Genomic DNA, 16,901 nt, shown 5'->3' with positions numbered 1-16,901 from the left:
CAGGGCCGGATCACGGGGGATCCTTCTTGAAAGCGACAGCACCAGGCGGCAGCTGAACCCACGGATGCCGGCGGCAATCGTAGACGGACACCTGAGGCGCCGGAAAGCCAGGGTCGGCAAAAGCGCCGACGGCAACGCTTACGCGCCCGGTTATTCCGTCTTCGGTGTGGAACAGGTTGGTGCCGCAGACCGGGCAGAAGCGGAAAATGAATTTGGCCCCTTGATCGCCGGTGCGGACATATTCGGTAGCTGAACCAGTGACCTGGTAGGGAGCGGCAAAGCCGGCCAGGGCGGCGAAGACGCTGCCGGTTCTTTGTTGACAAGCAAGGCAGTGGCAGAGTCCGACACCGGTCGGCGCGCCTTGGACTTCAATGCTTAGCTGACCGCAGGTGCAAGAGGCTGTTCGCGTGGGCATGGGCGTCTCCATGGATGGTTTTCATTGATCCTTGATTTTACGCCACAGCGTGGTGCGGCTGATGCCGAGGTGCCTGGCGGCCGCTGCGCGGTTGCCGTCGAAGCGGGCCAGCACTTGCGCGATGTTTTCTGTGATTTGCATTGCTGCGTCTGCGGCGGTTGCTGTTGCTGCTACGGCCGGTGTTGTTGTCGCCTGCGCGAATTCCGGCGCGACGCTTGCGATAAAGGCTGGCGACAGCGCCTGCAGCGGTTCGGCCGCCAGGAACAGCGCCAGCCTTTCCATCAGATTGCGAACTTCGCGCGCGTTGCCGGGCCAGGCGTAGGCGCCGAGCAGGGGAGCGCAAGCCATGATTTCGGCATGCAGGTTCGGATGCGGACGGGCGCCCAGCGCGGCCAGCGCTTTTTTCAGGCACCATTCGGCCAGCGCGATCAGGTCTTGCGGGCGTTGGCGCAGCGGCGCCAGTGTCAGGCGCAGCACGGCCAGTCGATAAAACAGGTCGGCGCGGAAACGGCCTTCGCGGATGCGCTGTTCGAGGTCGCAATGGGTGGCGCTGATGATGCGCACCTCGACCGCAATCGGCCGCGTGCCGCCGACCCGTACCACTTCGCGTTCTTCCAGCACCCGCAGTAAACGGGTTTGCAGCGCCAGCGGCATTTCGCCGATTTCATCCAGGAACAGCGTACCGCGGTGCGCCGCTTCGAACAGGCCGGCATGGCCGCCACGGCGCGAGCCGGTGAACGCGCCTTCCTCGTAACCGAACAGCTCTGACTCCAGCAGCGATTCCGCAATCGCGCCGCAATTGACTGCGATGAATGGCTTATTGCTGGATTTATTGCCGGCGACGGTGCGCGGATTTTCGCGGTGGATCGCTTGCGCCACCAGCTCCTTGCCGGTGCCGGTTTCCCCCTGGATCAGCACCGTTGCCTGCGATTTGGCGTACAGCACGATGGACTGGCGCAGGGTTTCCATCGCTGGCGAGTCGCCGCGCAAATCGTTGATGCCGTGCTTGGCACGCAGGGTGTCGGCCAGCGGTGCGCTGCTGCGGCCGCGGCTGGCTTCCAGCTGCGTCAGGCGGGCGATTTCCAGGGCGTCGTCGAAAGCCTGGCGGATCGACGCCGCGGAATACACGAAGACCGCCGCCAGCCCGGCTTCCTCGGCCAGGTCCGTGATCAGGCCGGCGCCGACGATCGCCTTGACGCCGCGCGCCTTGAGTTCATTGATCTGCGCCCGCGCATCTTCTTCGGTGGCGTAGTCGCGCTGCAGGATGTTGAAGCCGAAGGCGTCGCGGAATTCCTTCAGCGCCGGCATGCTCGACTGATAGGTGATGATGCCGATGTCGGGCGTGATCTTGCGCGCGCGCGCCAGGGCCTGCAGCACGTCGAAACCGCTGGCCTTGGCGATCACCACCGGCACTGATAGCCGGCTCTTCAGGTAGGCGCCGTTGGAGCCGGCCGAGATTACTGCGTCGCAGCGTTCGGTTTCCATCCGTTCGCGGATATGGCGCGCGGCTTCGTCGAAGCCCAGTTCGATCGGTTCGATTGTCGCGCGGTCGTCGTATTCCAGCGTGATGTCGCGGAACAGGTCGGACAGGCGCGACACCGAGACGGTCCAGATCACCGGTTTCTGGTTGCTGTCGCCAGCATTGCCGCCATGGTCGGTATCGCGGCGGGCAGGGGAGGAGGGTTGCATGTTTCAAATACGTTTAACGCATATGTTTCAATAGCGATTAATGTAACACAGAATGAAACATTTCTATTGTTTGGTGAAGCGAGAAGTGGATTTGATTTTTTGCTATTTTGTTTTCTAAGTGATTGATTTTATTTTGTTATTTCGATTTTCTTTACGGTCTGCCATTGCCCCGGGCTGGTTTGGCACGCTGATTGCTCTATAGTAGGTAAATCCCCATGCAGCTATCTGCATGAAACAGACGTAGGGTGGGCAGATTTACTGCCCACGCTGAACGCGTTCCTTGAATAATCGACGTTCCGCGTGGGCACGGGCGCCCACCCTACGAGTTCTCGCAAATCGGCATTAGTGCCCGTAGGGTGCAATTTTTTTCAGGAGAAGACATGAGTTCATATTCCGCAGGCGCGGCTTTCCGCAAGGCGGTGCAGGAAGAATCGCCGCTGCAGGTGATTGGCGCCATCAACGCCAACCACGCGCTGCTGGCCAAGCGCGCCGGCTTCAAGGCGATCTACCTGTCCGGCGGCGGCGTCGCTGCCGGTTCGCTCGGCTTGCCCGACCTCGGCATCTCCAACCTGGACGACGTGCTGACTGACGTGCGCCGCATCACCGATGTCTGCGACCTGCCGTTGCTGGTCGACGTCGACACCGGTTTCGGCGCCAGCGCCTTCAACGTCGCGCGCACCGTCAAGTCCATGATCAAGTTCGGCGCCGCCGCGATCCACATCGAAGACCAGGTCGGCGCCAAGCGCTGCGGCCATCGTCCCAACAAGGAAATCGTCAGCAAGCAGGAAATGGTGGACCGCATCAAGGCCGCGGTCGATGCCCGCACCGACGACAATTTCGTGATCATGGCGCGCACCGACGCGCTCGCGGTCGAAGGACTGGAATCGGCGCTGGAACGCGCAATCGCCTGCGTCGAAGCCGGCGCCGACATGATTTTCCCGGAAGCCATCACCGAGCTGGGCATGTACCAGACTTTCGCCGCCGCGGTCAAAGTGCCGGTGCTGGCCAACATCACTGAATTCGGCTCCACGCCGCTATTCACGGTGGAAGAATTGAAGTCGGCCGATGTCGGCCTGGTGCTGTATCCGCTGTCGGCCTTCCGCGCCATGAACAAGGCGGCCGAAAACGTGTACGCCGCGATCCGCCGCGACGGCACGCAAAAGAATGTGGTCGACACCATGCAGACCCGCATGGAACTGTACGAGCGCATCAACTATCACGATTTCGAACGGCACCTGGACGCCTTGTTTGCGGCCCAGAAGAAATAAGACCATCCATACACATCGATACTTTTCCGTCAGGAGATCAGGCAATGAGCGACGCATCAACAAATGCAGCAACAAACGAACAAACCACTGCTTTCAAACCGAAGAAATCGGTCGCCCTGTCCGGCGTCGCCGCAGGCAACACTGCCTTGTGTTCGGTCGGTAAAACCGGCAACGACCTGCATTACCGCGGCTACGACATCCTGGATATCGCCGATACCTGCGAATTCGAAGAAATCGCTTACCTGCTGGTGCACGGTAAGCTGCCGAACAGCGCCGAACTGAAGGGCTACAAAACCAAGCTGAAAGCCCTGCGCGGCTTGCCGGCCAGCGTCAAGGCCGCGCTGGAAGCGCTGCCTGCCGCTTCGCATCCGATGGACGTGATGCGCACCGGCGTTTCGGTGCTCGGCTGCGCCTTGCCAGAGAAAGACGACCACAACGCGCCCGGCGCGCGCGACATCGCCGACCGCCTGATGGCATCGTTCGGCTCCATGCTGCTGTACTGGTATCACTTCAGCCACAACGGCAAACGCATCGAAGTCGAAACCGACGACGATTCCATCGGCGGCCATTTCCTGCACCTGCTGCATGGCGTCAAGCCGTCCGCCTCGTGGGAAAAAGCGATGCACGTCTCGCTGATCCTGTACGCCGAGCACGAATTCAATGCCTCCACTTTTACCAGCCGGGTGATTGCCGGCACCGGCTCCGATTTCCACTCTGCCATCACCGGCGCCATCGGCGCCTTGCGTGGCCCGAAACACGGCGGCGCCAATGAAGCCGCGTTTGAAATCCAGAAGCGCTACGACAATCCGGACGAAGCGGAAGCCGATATCCGTAACCGGGTCGCCAACAAGGAAGTGGTGATCGGTTTCGGCCATCCGGTGTATACCGTCTCCGATCCGCGCAACAAGGTGATCAAGGAAGTGGCGCGCAAGCTGTCGGTGGAAGCCGGCTCGACCGCGATGTTCGATATCGCCGAACGGCTGGAAAGCGTGATGTGGGAAGTCAAGAAAATGTTCCCCAACCTGGACTGGTTCTCCGCCGTCTCGTATCACATGATGGGTGTGCCGACGGCGATGTTTACGCCGCTGTTCGTGATTTCCCGCACCTCCGGCTGGGCTGCGCACATCATTGAGCAGCGCATCGACAACAAGATCATCCGACCATCGGCCAATTATGTTGGCCCGGACAACCTGGAATTTGTTCCGATCGGCAAGCGGTAGTTTTAAAATTCCGGTCATCCCCGCGAACGCGGGGATCCATTTTCCTTGCTATCGTCAGAAACTTGGATTCCCGCGTTCGTGGGAATGACGGGGCCGCCCAGACGTGGCCGACGAGGCCGGGACGTGTAGTCGGGGTCGCCCAGACGGGTCGCCCGGATGTAACCAGAAGATATCTCTTTTCCAGACTGAGCCATGAACACAGCAAACCGCAAACCTCTGCCCGGCACCAAGCTGGATTTTTTCGATACGCGCGCCGCGATCGACGCCATCGCACCTGGGGCCTACGACAAGCTGCCGTACACCTCGCGTGTGCTGGCCGAAAACCTGGTGCGCCGCTGCGAGCCGGCGACCCTGAACGCATCGCTCAAGCAATTCATCGAACGCAAGCGCGACCTCGATTTCCCGTGGTTTCCGGCGCGCGTGGTGTGCCATGACATCCTCGGCCAGACCGCGCTGGTCGATCTTGCCGGCCTGCGCGACGCCATTGCCCTGCAAGGCGGCGATCCGGCGCTGGTCAATCCGGTGGTGCCGACCCAACTGGTGGTGGATCACTCGTTGGCAGTCGAGTGCGGCGGCTTCGACGCCGACGCCTTCGACAAGAACCGCGCCATCGAAGACCGCCGCAATGAAGACCGCTTCGATTTCATCAACTGGACCAAGAAGGCGTTCAAGAACGTCGACGTGATCCCGCCGGGCAACGGCATCCTGCACCAGATCAACCTCGAGCGCATGTCACCGGTGATCCAGGTGAAAGACGGCGTCGCTTTCCCCGATACCCTGGTCGGCACCGACAGCCACACGCCGATGGTCGACGCGCTGGGTGTGCTCGCCATCGGCGTCGGCGGCCTGGAAGCGGAAAGCGTGATGCTGGGCCGCGCTTCCTGGATGCGGCTGCCGGACATCATCGGCGTCGAGCTGAGCGGCAAGCCGCAGCCGGGCATCACCGCCACCGACATCGTGCTGGCGCTGACCGAATTCCTGCGTGCGCAAAAGGTCGTGTCTTCCTATCTCGAATTCTACGGCGAGGGCGCCTCGCACCTGACGCTGGGCGACCGCGCCACCATTTCCAACATGGCGCCGGAGTTCGGCTCCACTGCCGCGATGTTCTACATCGATGAGCAGACCATCAAATACCTGCGCCTCACCGGCCGTGAGGAAGCGCAGGTCCTGCTGGTGGAAACCTACGCCAAGCAAGCTGGCCTGTGGGCCGACAGCCTGCGCAACGCCGAGTACGAACGCGTCCTCAGCTTTGACCTGTCTTCCGTGGTGCGCAATATCGCCGGACCATCCAATCCGCACAGCCGGGTGCCGACTTCGGAACTGGCGGCGCGCGGCATCAGCGGCAAGGTAGAGAACGAACCGGGACTGATGCCGGACGGCGCCGTGATCATCGCCGCCATCACCAGCTGCACCAACACCAACAATCCGCGCAACATGATCGCCGCCGGCCTGCTGGCGCGCAACGCCAATGCCCGCGGCCTCAGCCGCAAGCCATGGGTAAAGAGCTCGCTGGCGCCCGGCTCGAAGACGGTCGCCTTGTACCTGGAAGCCGCCGGACTGCTGCCGGAACTGGAAACGCTGGGCTTCGGCGTCGTCGCTTTTGCCTGCACCACCTGCAACGGCATGAGCGGTGCGCTCGATCCGGTCATCCAGCGCGAAGTAGTGGAGCGCGACCTGTACGCCACCGCGGTCCTGTCCGGCAACCGCAATTTCGACGGTCGCATCCATCCCTACGCCAAGCAGGCCTTCCTGGCCTCGCCGCCTCTGGTGGTGGCTTACGCGATTGCCGGCACCATCCGTTTCGATATCGAGAAAGACGTGCTGGGTATCGACGCCGACGGCCATCCCGTGACCTTGAAAGACATCTGGCCGTCCGATGAAGAAATCGACGCCATCGTCGCCGCCAGCGTCAAGCCGGAACTGTTCCGCAAGGTCTACGAGCCGATGTTCGCGGTGGTCGCCGATAACGGCGAGAAGGTCAGCCCGCTCTACGACTGGCGTCCGCAGACCACCTACATCCGCCGTCCACCCTACTGGGAAGGTGCGCTGGCCGGCGCCCGCAGCATGACAGGCATGCGGCCGCTGGCGGTGTTGGGTGACAATATCACCACCGACCACCTGTCGCCGTCGAACGCCATCATGCTCGACAGCGCCGCTGGCGAATACCTGGCCAAGATGGGCTTGCCGGAGGAAGATTTCAATTCCTACGCCACCCATCGCGGCGATCACCTTACTGCACAGCGCGCTACCTTCGCCAATCCCACCCTGAAGAATGAAATGGTGCGAGAAAAGGATGAAATAAGTGGCGAAATGAGCGGCAAGGTCAAAGCCGGTTCGCTGACGCGTGTGGAGCCGGAAGGCAAGGTCACCCGCATGTGGGAAGCCATCGAGATCTACATGGAACGCAAGCAGCCGCTGATCGTGATCGCCGGCGCCGACTACGGCCAGGGCTCCTCGCGCGACTGGGCCGCCAAAGGTGTGCGCCTGGCGGGAGTGGAAGCCATCGCGGCGGAAGGATTCGAACGCATCCACCGCACCAACCTGGTCGGCATGGGCGTGCTGCCGCTGGAATTCAAGCCCGGCGTCAACCGCAACACCCTCGCCATCGACGGCAGCGAAACCTTCGACGTATTGGGTGAACGTACACCACGCACCACGCTGACGCTGGTCATCAACCGCAAGAACGGCGAGCGCCTGGAAGTCCCAGTCACCTGCCGCCTCGACACAGCGGAAGAAGTCTCGATCTACGAAGCCGGCGGCGTGCTGCAGCGCTTCGCCCAGGACTTCCTCGAATCGTCGACGGCGGCCTGACAAGGCGCTTAAGGCACGTAGCTAACTGGGGTCAGTAGCTAACTGGGGTCAGAGTGAATTTTCTGCGCGCTTTTTGCAGAAATTTCACTCTGACCCCACTTAGCGGACCACGGAGTACATACCGTGTCGTTAGAAAAGAAAAACCATGGATGCGCTCTTTCTTTCTCCGAATTCGTCATGTGGGGTCAGAGTCGAGTTTCGCGATAAAGCGCCGCGAAAGTCGACTCTGACCCCAGATGACTCTGACCATAGACGACCCCAGATGACTCCGCCCATTTTCTGCGACTATGTCATGAATGATGGAACTCTCAACAGGAAAGCATGATATGACCCACGTACCCCAGATCAAGATCGCTGCCACCTACATGCGCGGCGGCACCAGCAAAGGCGTGTTCTTCCGCCTGCAGGACCTGCCGGCGGCAGCGCAGGCGCCCGGCGCCGCGCGCGATGCGCTGTTGTTGCGCGTCATCGGCAGTCCGGACCCCTACGGCAAGCAGATCGACGGCATGGGCGGCGCCACCTCCAGCACCAGCAAGACGGTGATCCTGGCTAAGAGCAGCAAGCCCGGCCACGATGTCGATTACCTGTTCGGCCAGGTCGCCATCGACAAGGCTTTTGTCGACTGGAGCGGCAACTGCGGCAACCTGTCCGCCGCGGTCGGTTCCTTCGCCATCGCGAGCGGCCTGGTCGACGCCGATCGCATTCCGCAAAACGGCACGGCGACAGTGCGCATCTGGCAGGCCAACATCGGCAAGACCATCATCGCCCATGTGCCCATCATCAACGGCGCGGTGCAGGAAACCGGCGACTTCGAACTCGACGGTGTCACCTTTCCCGCAGCTGAAGTGCAGCTGGAGTTCATGGATCCAGCCGCCGACGAAGAGGGCGCAGGCGGTTCCATGTTCCCGACAGGGAATCTGGTCGACGACCTCGAAGTCCCCGGCATCGGCAGCCTCAAGGTCACCATGATCAATGCCGGCATCCCGACCATTTTTGTCAACGCCGAAGCGCTCGGCTACAACGGCACTGAGCTGCAGGACGCCATCAACGGCGACCCCGCGGCTCTGGAAAAATTCGAAACCATACGCGCGCACGGAGCGCTGCGCATGGGCCTCATCAAGCAGCTCGATGAAGCGGCCAAGCGCCAGCACACGCCGAAAGTGGCCTTCGTCGCCAAGCCGGCCGCCTACGTTTCCTCCAGCGGCAAACAGGTGGCCGCCGCCGATATCGACCTGCTGGTGCGGGCGATGTCGATGGGCAAGCTGCACCACGCCATGATGGGCACCGCCGCCGTCGCCATCGGCACCGCCGCCGCGATACCTGGCACCCTGGTGAACCTCGCCGCCGGCGGCGGCGCCCGCGACGCCGTACGCTTCGGCCACCCGTCAGGCACTTTGCGGGTAGGTGCGCAAGCCAGCCAGGTCAACGGCGAATGGCGCGTCAGCAAAGCCATCATGAGCCGCAGCGCGCGGGTCCTGATGGAAGGCTGGGTACGCGTGCCGGGCGATGCATTCTGAGAGTCTGCTTATCCCTGCAAGCTAAGCCAGCAAGACCTTAAATGGGGTCAGAGTCGAATTTTTGGGAACAATAATTCGACTCTGACCCCATTTAGCTGGGAGGGTTTAATGTTAGGATGCCGGCGCAATAATGCTTGTATAACGAAGATTCGACACTATGCAGAGTTATGAGATAAGCGCTGATATCTTGCGCGGCGCGATTGAGTTTGAGGCGACTGCGCACGGCGTGCTGCCGCATCGTTTGCCGGCCTGGGCGCGTTTGCAATGCTCTGATCCGCAATTGGCCATGGTTGAAGCGCAACCTGCCGGCGTGCGGCTCGTGTTTCGTAGCGCGGCTACGGTGATTGAACTGGACACCTTGCGCACCAAGCGCGCATACGCCGGGGCGCCGCCGCGTCCCGATGGCATCTATGACTTGCTGGTGGATGGCAAGCTGGCTGCTCAGGCTAGCGTCGCCGGAGGCAATGTTCTTTTCATTGACATGCCCGCCGGTACGATGAAAGCAGAGCCTGGCCCGGTAGGCACACTTCGATTCGCCGGTTTGCCGGCGCGCGCCAAGAATATCGAGATATGGCTGCCGCATAACGAGACCACGGAAATCGTGGCGCTTCGTAGCGACGCACCCATCGCACCGGTGGCTGCCGACGGCCGCAAGGTATGGCTGCATCACGGCAGTTCCATCAGCCATGGCTCCGACGCCGCCAGCCCGAGCACGACCTGGCCTGCGCTGGCGGCCTCGCTCAGCGGCCTGGAGCTGATCAATCTTGGACTGGGCGGCAGCGCGCTGCTGGATCCATTTGTCGCCCGCGTCATGCGCGATACGCCGGCCGACCTGATCAGCTTGAAAATCGGGATTAATGTGGTCAACACGGACCTGATGCGTTTGCGCGCTTTCGGACCTGCGGTCCACGGTTTCATTGACACCATCCGCGAGGGGCATCCAGATACCCCGCTGCTGGTCATGTCTCCCATCCTGTGCCCGATGCACGAGGACACACCAGGTCCCAGCTTGATCGACATGAGCGGGCTGAGTCTTGGTCAGCTACGCTTTCGCGCAGCCGGCAATCCCGCTGAACGTGCGGCAGGCAAGCTGACGCTCAATATGATTCGCGACGAGTTGCAAAGGATCGTGACGCAAAGGGCGATTGATGACCCGCACCTCTCTTATCTTGACGGCCGCGAACTCTATGGTGCGGCGGACGCGGAGGAATTGCCTCTGCCTGACAATTTGCATCCGGATGCGGTAACGCATAGACGCATCGGGGAACGCTTCGCGCAGTTGGCGTTCAAGATGCAGTGATGAGCAGGGCCGGCTGCAGCTAACGGTGAAATGGAATTGCGCGGCTTGGGCAGGTTGCTTGTACCAATGCCAGACTCAGGCAAACCAGCAGCCGGCATCCAACGCTGATTTGCGGGCATTATGAATTGCGTAATTTCTCAATGTTGTTCATTTTCGGTTGTGAATCAGTCTGCCGGATGCTTACTGCAAGTAAAGCGACGTTGAGCAATACCGACGCCGGACCAGTCCGCTCAACATGCATCAACGTGCATCAACGGCATCATGATCTTGCGCGCGCCATTCGCGCCGCAAATGCACCATCCGGTTCACGGCCGCCCTTGCCAGTTTCCACCAGGCGAACGGACGCGGATCAGCCAGCATGCTGATCGCCCTGGCATAGTCCAGCGTCAGCCCCGGCGTCCACGCCATCGTCACCGCGCGTTTTCTGATCTGGGCGGCCACCCACAACTCTGGCGTCGCCAGGATCCGCAGGAACACCCTCCAGCCGGCGCGCTGGCCGTACAGACGGCCGACGGCGCCGTCGATGGCTGCTTCCAGCGCTTGCGCCACGGTGCTGGAACAATTGCGGTGGGTGAGGTTGTAGGTTGTGTCGCTGCGATAGCGCAGCCAGAAAGATTGCAGGCGGCGCGGGTCGTAATTGCGGATGCGCACCTGGACGGTGGACGGACACCATGCTTTTGATTCGGTCGCATAGTCCGGCTGGAAGACGCCCGGCACGTCGTTCTCGCGGGTGGCGCGCAGCAGGCGCCCGAAATCGTCTGGCGAACGGTCAATCTCCACGCCCGGGTACAGGCTGATGTATATGCCCTCCGGCGTTTCCAATGCGGCATGGCCGGTGGAGATCACGCCGTTGACATCGACTGCCGCGATATAACGGTCGACAATCGGGTAATTCTGGGTCGGCGATTTGGCGGAACCGGTAGGCGTCCAGACGTGCACCGTGAGCGCCTGTTCGTGCTCTGCCGGCGGACCTTCCCACTCTACCTGGGTGAAGGCAGAAACGAATGCCTCGTCCGGCTGCACGGCCGGATGCGCCGATCCCGCCAGCGCGGGATTGCCGTTCATGCGGCGCACGCGGCTTGCCAGCGCAATCATGTTGGCGCCGCCGAAAATCAGGAACAGGCCCAGGCAATACGGCAGCGTGCCGACATAATGGGTCGGGTAGGGCTGGTAAAAAAAGATCGCCAGCAGGATTTCGGCCACGCCCCAGGAGAAGGCGACGCGCCAGCGGCGATAGCGCACCATGTAGGCAGAGATGCACTGTATCAGCCCGTCGGTCAGGAACAAGGTGCCGAAGATCATCGACAGCAAGAAATTGCCATGGTGATGGCCGGCGAATATGAGGACGGCGGCCAGCACCACAGCGCTGCCTTTCACGTAGCGCAGGATGCGCTGGCCGCCGACGCCGGTCCATGCCACGGCCAGCGTCGCCAGCCCTTCGATGAGGAACAGGTAGGCAAAGAAATTGATAGGGAAGTACGCCGCATCATCAAGCGCATCGACAAACACGACCAGGCCAGCGACCAGCCATAGCAGTCCGATGACGAGAATGCTGCGCCAACGCTTGCGCAGATACTCTACCCCTAATAACAACAACACCAGGCGGATCATGAAGCCTCCCACTATTTGCTTGCGGCACCGATGCAGGTCTCACGCCACGGCGATATGGCGAAGCGCATCGACCTGAGCCGTTCCAGGTGAATTATTTTCCTCGCGGCAATGCTGTCCTGTCAAGAAAATTGGACGCTAGCAGGTCAAAAGCCTAATCGCGGAGGAAGTCCCGCAGACCGGGTTAGTACGGATAGCCGGCCAGCCGCTTGATTTCCTCTAGCGGCGTGGTCACGATCCAATGGCAGTACTGGTTGATTTTCGTCCGGTCCAGCGCCTGCAGGTCCATGTGCGCGTATTTTCCGGCACGATAGTGGTGCTTGGAAAAGTAATCGTCGGTATGAATGCCGTGGATGTGGAAGGTCATCTGGTCGATGGCGCCGACGCTATAGCTGGGCACATCCAGGATCTGCGTCTTGCCGTGCTCCAGGAACGCGGCATAGTGGTGGTTGGCCACGATCTCTGCCGCGTACATGGTGGTCACGCCGCGGAACCAGCCCGGCCACTGGCCCGGACAGAGCGGCAGCCGTCCGCTCCTTCAAGCGGATCCGGCGTAATCATAGCAGTATTGATTGACAGTTTTTATACTCGCGAAAAACAATTGCGTGGGAGATTAGTCGTCTCTCAGCGTTGCCGCCACACCACCATGGTCGTCGATATACACCGGCGGATCCTGGCATCAGGAGGTGCCGAACAGGGCGCCGATGCGCTGGGTATACGCTTCGACATTCGCCGCCGCCGTTGCATCGACGCTGTGCAGGAAGGCTTGCGCCTTCGCCGTGTAGCCGGCGCTGTCCTGATCGTGCGACAGCGCCGCTTCGGCCAGTGCCCTGGCGCCGTCGGCGACATCGAAATCGCGGTAGTAGTAGCCGACCTCGCTCAGGAACGGCGAATTGTGCACCAGCGGATAGCCGCCATACAGCGCGTCGTAGAAAAGATAGTTGAGGCCGTTTTCCCACTGGTGGGAAATCACGATGTCGGTGTGCTCGGCAGCGAAGGCGCAGAACGGAAAGCGGTGATCCGCCGTGGCCTTGCCATCCTTGACCATCTCCAGGCCCAGGGCGAGATGCTTGAACGCGCTGTTTTCCTTGAGCTGGAAAGTATTCGTCATGAATACATGCGCCAGCAGGGTGGGGTGGGCAATGTAAAACTGGTTAGTCGCCAGCATCGGTATCAACGTGCTCTTGACGACATTGATGTTCGGCTCGAAAATTGCCACCCGCTTGGCGCTGCCGTGGTTGCGGTAGCCCCATTTCTGCCGCAGCTCAGGGTTTGCCGCCAGCGCCGCCTCAATGAAATACGGCGCCCAGATATGCGGCAGCACCTGCACCGGCGCCTTGTAGACGCTCTCCCAGTAGCTCTTGCAGGTATGGACGTGCTGGGGATTGGTCCATAGCTCGTCGAACATGACCCGGTGCGGATTGGGTTGCCACTGATCGCGCCCGAAGGTCATGGTCTCGACGGCGATCACGTAATCGTTGCCAAAGCGAAAAGAGACCGCCTTGCCCTTGCGCCGGCGCACCCGTTCAACCTGCTCCTGCGAGACGAAACCGTTCATCTCGACCAGCAGGTCGGTCTTGTCCAGCACGCTCGATATCGGCCGTAACGCGCGCTGCAGGTCTCCCAGCAGTAGTCCGGCAGGATAGTTCTTGATGCCGTCGCTGTGCACCAGCCAGACATGGTCGACCAGTGGCGACTTGCGCAGCAGCTGGTACAGGAAAAAGCAGTTCTGGTTGGCGCCGTTGTACCAGATCGACTGCTGTGGATCGTCACTGATGTTCAGGGTGATGGCGACGTTTATCTTCATGATCGTAAAATAAGTATGCTAGTTGTTTGCACAGCAAACTTACCATGGGTGCGCATTTTCCTGTAGAAAAATTAATCGGCTGCAAGAAGGCCGGATCCGGCTACGGCAGGACAACCGGGCAGCGCCGGAATACAGCGCCGGCTGGGCTGGCAATGCATGCTAAGATCACGCCACGATTAGCATGGAGAGCAAAATGGCCTTTAAAGAAACCAAGGGAAACAAGACGGTCGAAGCGCAGGTTGCGCCGGCGCCGGGCGGCATGTTCAAAGGCGTGATCCAGGTGTCGACGCAGCGCGGTGATCAGGTTTTTGTGCAAATCATCGGTAAAGGCTGCGGCCGGCCGGTAAAGACCGAACAGGCGGCGTTGGAACTGGCTGAGCGGGAAGCGCGCCGCGTTATCGGCGCGTGAGGCTTGTAAAGCACGACTGGTAACACCAGAGTTGCGGAGCCGGGCAGCCGGGCAGCCGGCTGACCGGGGTTTGGCCGGCCGGTTTACCTGCGCTTTGATTGCTGGTTTTTCAGATTACCATTTGCAGCCCCCGTCTTTCTTTGAGAGCACTGCGTCGGCGACCAGGAACAGCGGCGCCAGCAACCCCTTTGAGCTTTGGCTTTGCAGACAATCGGCGCGCGCACTGCGCTGTATGTCTTGCCCCAGGCGGCTGTCTGGATTGTCTGCTTCCAGCGGATGATTTTTCAATTGGGCGACTGCTCTGTCGTCACGCATGCTGTTTGGATCCTTGGCAAACCTTCCTGCCATTTTCACTGCGGCATCCAGGTCCACGCGAGGTATCGGCTTGGATGACGCCTGCTGCTCTTTTGCTTCTGCGTGAATTGTCTCATTGACGCTGGGCGATGCAGCTAAGGGCAGTGCCATGTTTTTCTTGCTGCTATTGGATGCGGGCCGACGGGAATTGCGTTGCGCCGCTTGCGGCGCGGCAGGCTCCAGGCGTTGTACCTGTGCGTGCGCTAGCCGTGGCTGCGGTGTCGGCAGCAGGAACAGCGTCATATCCGCGAACGTGCTTTGGGTCGCCGCGGGTGGCGCCGTCTCATGATGCAAAAACATTTGCAGCAGGGCGGCGTGCAACAGCAGGGAGACGGCGATACCCCAGCGCATTGCACGTGAATGCCGCGCTGCGGGCCAACGGCTTGCGTAAGACATTTTCCATTTACTCCGTAATTGGGCAGCCTGCGAGTCCGGGAGGCCTAGTCGCCGGCGGCCTGCGGCAGCTTGTCGTCCGCTTCGTAGCTCAGCAGATCGCCCGGCTGGCAATCGAGATAGCGGCAGATGGCTTCCAGGGTTTCCAGGCGCACGCCTTTCACCTTACCTTGCTTCAGCAGCGACAGATTCTGTTCGGTAATGCCGATCGCAGCTGCCAGATCCTTCGATTTGGCCTTGCGTTTTGCCAGCATGACGTCCAGCGTAATCACGATACTCATCTACATCCTTAAACGAATTGTCGGTTTTCAGCGTCGACTTCGCTGGCGCGCTGCAGGATGCGGGCAATCACGGTGATGGAGGCAGCCATGAACAGGCATACCACTTCATTGCTGCCGAAGGCGACGTTGATCAGGCGGTGCCCGACCGGCCGCATCATTGTCAGCCAGGCGCTAGACAGAGGCTGGCACAGCACGCCTAGCAGCACCCACCAGGCCACGCTATAGCCGACTCGGCCCAGGTGGATGGCCGCCAGCGGCGAAAAGTATTCGCCCTGGGCATAGCGCTGGAACAGCGCGCGCAACTGAAACAAGCCGTAGGCCAGCGCCAGCAGCGGGATGCTGGTGATCACCATGATCCCGGCCAGCTGCCAGTGCGGCAGGCTGGCAGGATCGATGTCTAGCAAGGTGGCGCTCCTGGTGAATTCGGCCAGCGAGGAAAATTTTTCCGGGAATATCCAGCTGAAGACATTCAGCGCCAGCATGCCAACCAGCATCAGCATGGTAATGCCTGCCATGTGCTGGCTGGTTCGCGCAATACGGTCTTGCTTCAGGTTTTGTGGTGTAGAGGCTGTCATTTTTGATAGTTCAGATGGATGGAAAGATAGGCGTTGAACACATTGTCCAGGCGCGCCATGGCGTGATTGGCCGTGGCGGCATGGAAACCTATTTTCATGGAACCGTGGATGCCCATCAGCGGCATGACCTTGAAGCCGACGTACAGCGTCATGATGGCGATCGCCAGCCACGAACTGAATATCGCCAGGCACTGGCGAGCGAAAATGATGAAATCCGGCTTCACGACGCTTCCTTGTAGGTAGGATGGTCGTATTCTAATCTAAAATTATCGTAAAACAATAATAAATAGTGATTTTATGGTGATTTATTATTGATTTTAATTTTCGAAGGAAATGCCTGCGGCAGGCTATTGTGGTGTTTGCCGAAGCGGCTTGCGAACTTGCCGCTGGCCAGGGCAGTCCCCAGCAGCACGATGGTGCAGCCGGCCAGCATGGTGGGTGTGACCTTTTCCCCAAGGAAGAGCGCGCCCCATAGCAGTCCGAAAACCGGGATCAGGAAGGTCACCGATGCCGCATATGTCGCGCCCACGCGCTCGATCAGGCGGAAGTACAAGATGTAGGCAAAGCCGGTGCAGATCACGCCGAGCGCCCCCACGCAAGCCCAGGTCGAGACGGCGATGGCGTGGCGCGGCCAGAACGGCAGCGCCAGCGGCAGCAGCACGATGGTGGCAAACAGTTGGCTGCCGAAAGCTACTACCAGCGGCTGTATGCCGGCCAGGTGGCGTTTCGAGTAATTTACCGCGAAGCCGTAGCAGACCGCTGCCGCCAACGCGGCGGCGATGGCCAGCGGCACGCCGGCACTGCCGGCGCCGACTGTATCCCACACCAGCAGCACCACCCCGGCCAGGCCCAGCAGCAAGCCGGCCAGCTGCTGGCGGCCGAGGCCGGCCTGGAACCAGGCGGCGGCGATGAGGGCGGTCCAGATCGGCGTGGTGGCGTTGAGGATGGAATCCAGTCCGGCATTGATGTACAGCGTGGAATAGGCAAACAGGCCGAACGGCAGCGCCGAATTGCTGATGCCGACCACCAGCAGCGGCCAGGCCTTGGCGCGCAACTGGCTGCGCGCCAGCGCAGAACGCAGCACCGGCGCCAGCACCAGGGCGGCAATGCCGACGCGCAGGGCGATCAGGGCGAGCGGGCCGAATTCCGGTGCGGCGATGCGCAGGAACAGGAAGGAGGCGCCCCAGATCGCCGCCAGCAGGCAGAGTTCAAGCAGGTTCATGGCGGCTATCCTTCAGGTTGAGCGGCAGGCGC

The 16,901-nt window shown here is 61.0% G+C and carries 16 protein-coding genes; 6 read left to right on the top strand and 10 right to left on the bottom strand.

All coding sequences use genetic code 11. The features are described 5' to 3' along the window. Positions 1-10 precede the first annotated feature (10 nt). Entirely contained in the window at positions 11-415 is a 405-nt protein-coding gene (locus CPter91_RS25910; RefSeq protein WP_082793010.1) for a GFA family protein, read from the bottom strand. A gap of 21 nt (positions 416-436) precedes the next feature. Next, positions 437-2,104, bottom strand: coding sequence for a propionate catabolism operon regulatory protein PrpR (gene prpR / locus CPter91_RS18950; RefSeq protein ID WP_082793009.1), 1,668 nt, complete (start codon positions 2,102-2,104; stop codon positions 437-439). Positions 2,105-2,484: 380 nt separating this feature from the next. Between prpR and prpB the strand changes: the two genes are divergently transcribed. The 5 genes from prpB (at position 2,485) to CPter91_RS18925 (ending at position 10,220) form a co-directional block, all read left to right on the top strand. Beyond that, positions 2,485-3,372, top strand: a complete 888-nt coding sequence (gene prpB / locus CPter91_RS18945) for a methylisocitrate lyase (protein ID WP_061942892.1) — start codon at positions 2,485-2,487, stop codon at positions 3,370-3,372. 44 nt (positions 3,373-3,416) lie between these two features. After that, entirely contained in the window at positions 3,417-4,592 is a 1,176-nt protein-coding gene (gene prpC, locus CPter91_RS18940; RefSeq protein WP_061942890.1) for a bifunctional 2-methylcitrate synthase/citrate synthase, read from the top strand. A gap of 192 nt (positions 4,593-4,784) precedes the next feature. Continuing rightward, positions 4,785-7,403: a Fe/S-dependent 2-methylisocitrate dehydratase AcnD gene (acnD, locus tag CPter91_RS18935; protein ID WP_061942888.1), complete on the top strand. Its 2,619-nt coding sequence runs from the start codon at positions 4,785-4,787 to the stop codon at positions 7,401-7,403. A 326-nt stretch (positions 7,404-7,729) separates the two neighbouring features. After that, positions 7,730-8,920, top strand: a complete 1,191-nt coding sequence (prpF, locus tag CPter91_RS18930) for a 2-methylaconitate cis-trans isomerase PrpF (protein WP_061942886.1) — start codon at positions 7,730-7,732, stop codon at positions 8,918-8,920. A 157-nt stretch (positions 8,921-9,077) separates the two neighbouring features. Then, positions 9,078-10,220 (top strand): SGNH/GDSL hydrolase family protein, encoded by a 1,143-nt coding sequence (locus tag CPter91_RS18925; RefSeq protein WP_061942884.1) that lies wholly within the window; start codon positions 9,078-9,080, stop codon positions 10,218-10,220. 240 nt (positions 10,221-10,460) lie between these two features. On the opposite strand, the gene CPter91_RS18920 is transcribed toward CPter91_RS18925, so the two are convergent. The 3 genes from CPter91_RS18920 to CPter91_RS18910 all read right to left on the bottom strand — a co-directional run bounded on the left by CPter91_RS18920 (position 10,461) and on the right by CPter91_RS18910 (position 13,635). Further along, positions 10,461-11,831, bottom strand: a complete 1,371-nt coding sequence (locus tag CPter91_RS18920; protein ID WP_061942882.1) for an HdeD family acid-resistance protein — start codon at positions 11,829-11,831, stop codon at positions 10,461-10,463. Between the two features lie 181 nt (positions 11,832-12,012). Beyond that, complete coding sequence (locus CPter91_RS18915) at positions 12,013-12,354, bottom strand: DUF7164 domain-containing protein (RefSeq protein WP_470294988.1); 342 nt, start codon at positions 12,352-12,354, stop codon at positions 12,013-12,015. A 153-nt stretch (positions 12,355-12,507) separates the two neighbouring features. Continuing rightward, on the bottom strand, positions 12,508-13,635 hold the full coding sequence (locus CPter91_RS18910; RefSeq protein WP_061942878.1) for a DUF2827 family protein: 1,128 nt from the start codon (positions 13,633-13,635) through the stop codon (positions 12,508-12,510). Positions 13,636-13,828: 193 nt separating this feature from the next. On the opposite strand from CPter91_RS18910, the gene CPter91_RS18905 reads away from it, so the two are divergent. Beyond that, positions 13,829-14,044 (top strand): hypothetical protein, encoded by a 216-nt coding sequence (locus CPter91_RS18905; protein WP_061942876.1) that lies wholly within the window; start codon positions 13,829-13,831, stop codon positions 14,042-14,044. A 114-nt stretch (positions 14,045-14,158) separates the two neighbouring features. Here CPter91_RS18905 and CPter91_RS18900 read toward each other — a convergent pair whose 3' ends face one another. The 5 genes from CPter91_RS18900 to CPter91_RS18880 all read right to left on the bottom strand — a co-directional run bounded on the left by CPter91_RS18900 (position 14,159) and on the right by CPter91_RS18880 (position 16,869). Next, on the bottom strand, positions 14,159-14,749 hold the full coding sequence (locus tag CPter91_RS18900; protein WP_061942874.1) for a hypothetical protein: 591 nt from the start codon (positions 14,747-14,749) through the stop codon (positions 14,159-14,161). Positions 14,750-14,838: 89 nt separating this feature from the next. Continuing rightward, on the bottom strand, positions 14,839-15,072 hold the full coding sequence (locus tag CPter91_RS18895) for a helix-turn-helix domain-containing protein (RefSeq protein WP_061942872.1): 234 nt from the start codon (positions 15,070-15,072) through the stop codon (positions 14,839-14,841). A gap of 8 nt (positions 15,073-15,080) precedes the next feature. After that, complete coding sequence (locus tag CPter91_RS18890; protein ID WP_061942870.1) at positions 15,081-15,647, bottom strand: DUF2975 domain-containing protein; 567 nt, start codon at positions 15,645-15,647, stop codon at positions 15,081-15,083. Further along, positions 15,644-15,871, bottom strand: coding sequence for a hypothetical protein (locus CPter91_RS18885; RefSeq protein ID WP_061942868.1), 228 nt, complete (start codon positions 15,869-15,871; stop codon positions 15,644-15,646). The genes CPter91_RS18890 and CPter91_RS18885 overlap by 4 nt, the downstream gene beginning before the upstream one ends. Before the next feature lie 71 nt (positions 15,872-15,942). Next, the gene (locus CPter91_RS18880) at positions 15,943-16,869 is read right to left on the bottom strand and encodes a DMT family transporter (RefSeq protein ID WP_082793007.1); all 927 of its coding nucleotides are present in this window, start codon (positions 16,867-16,869) and stop codon (positions 15,943-15,945) included. Positions 16,870-16,901 lie beyond the last annotated feature (32 nt).

The organism is Collimonas pratensis, assembly GCF_001584185.1.
Taxonomy (GTDB): domain Bacteria; phylum Pseudomonadota; class Gammaproteobacteria; order Burkholderiales; family Burkholderiaceae_D; genus Collimonas; species Collimonas pratensis.
The sequence above is the reverse complement of the archived record's forward strand: the minus strand, read 5'-3'. Positions and strand labels throughout refer to the sequence as shown.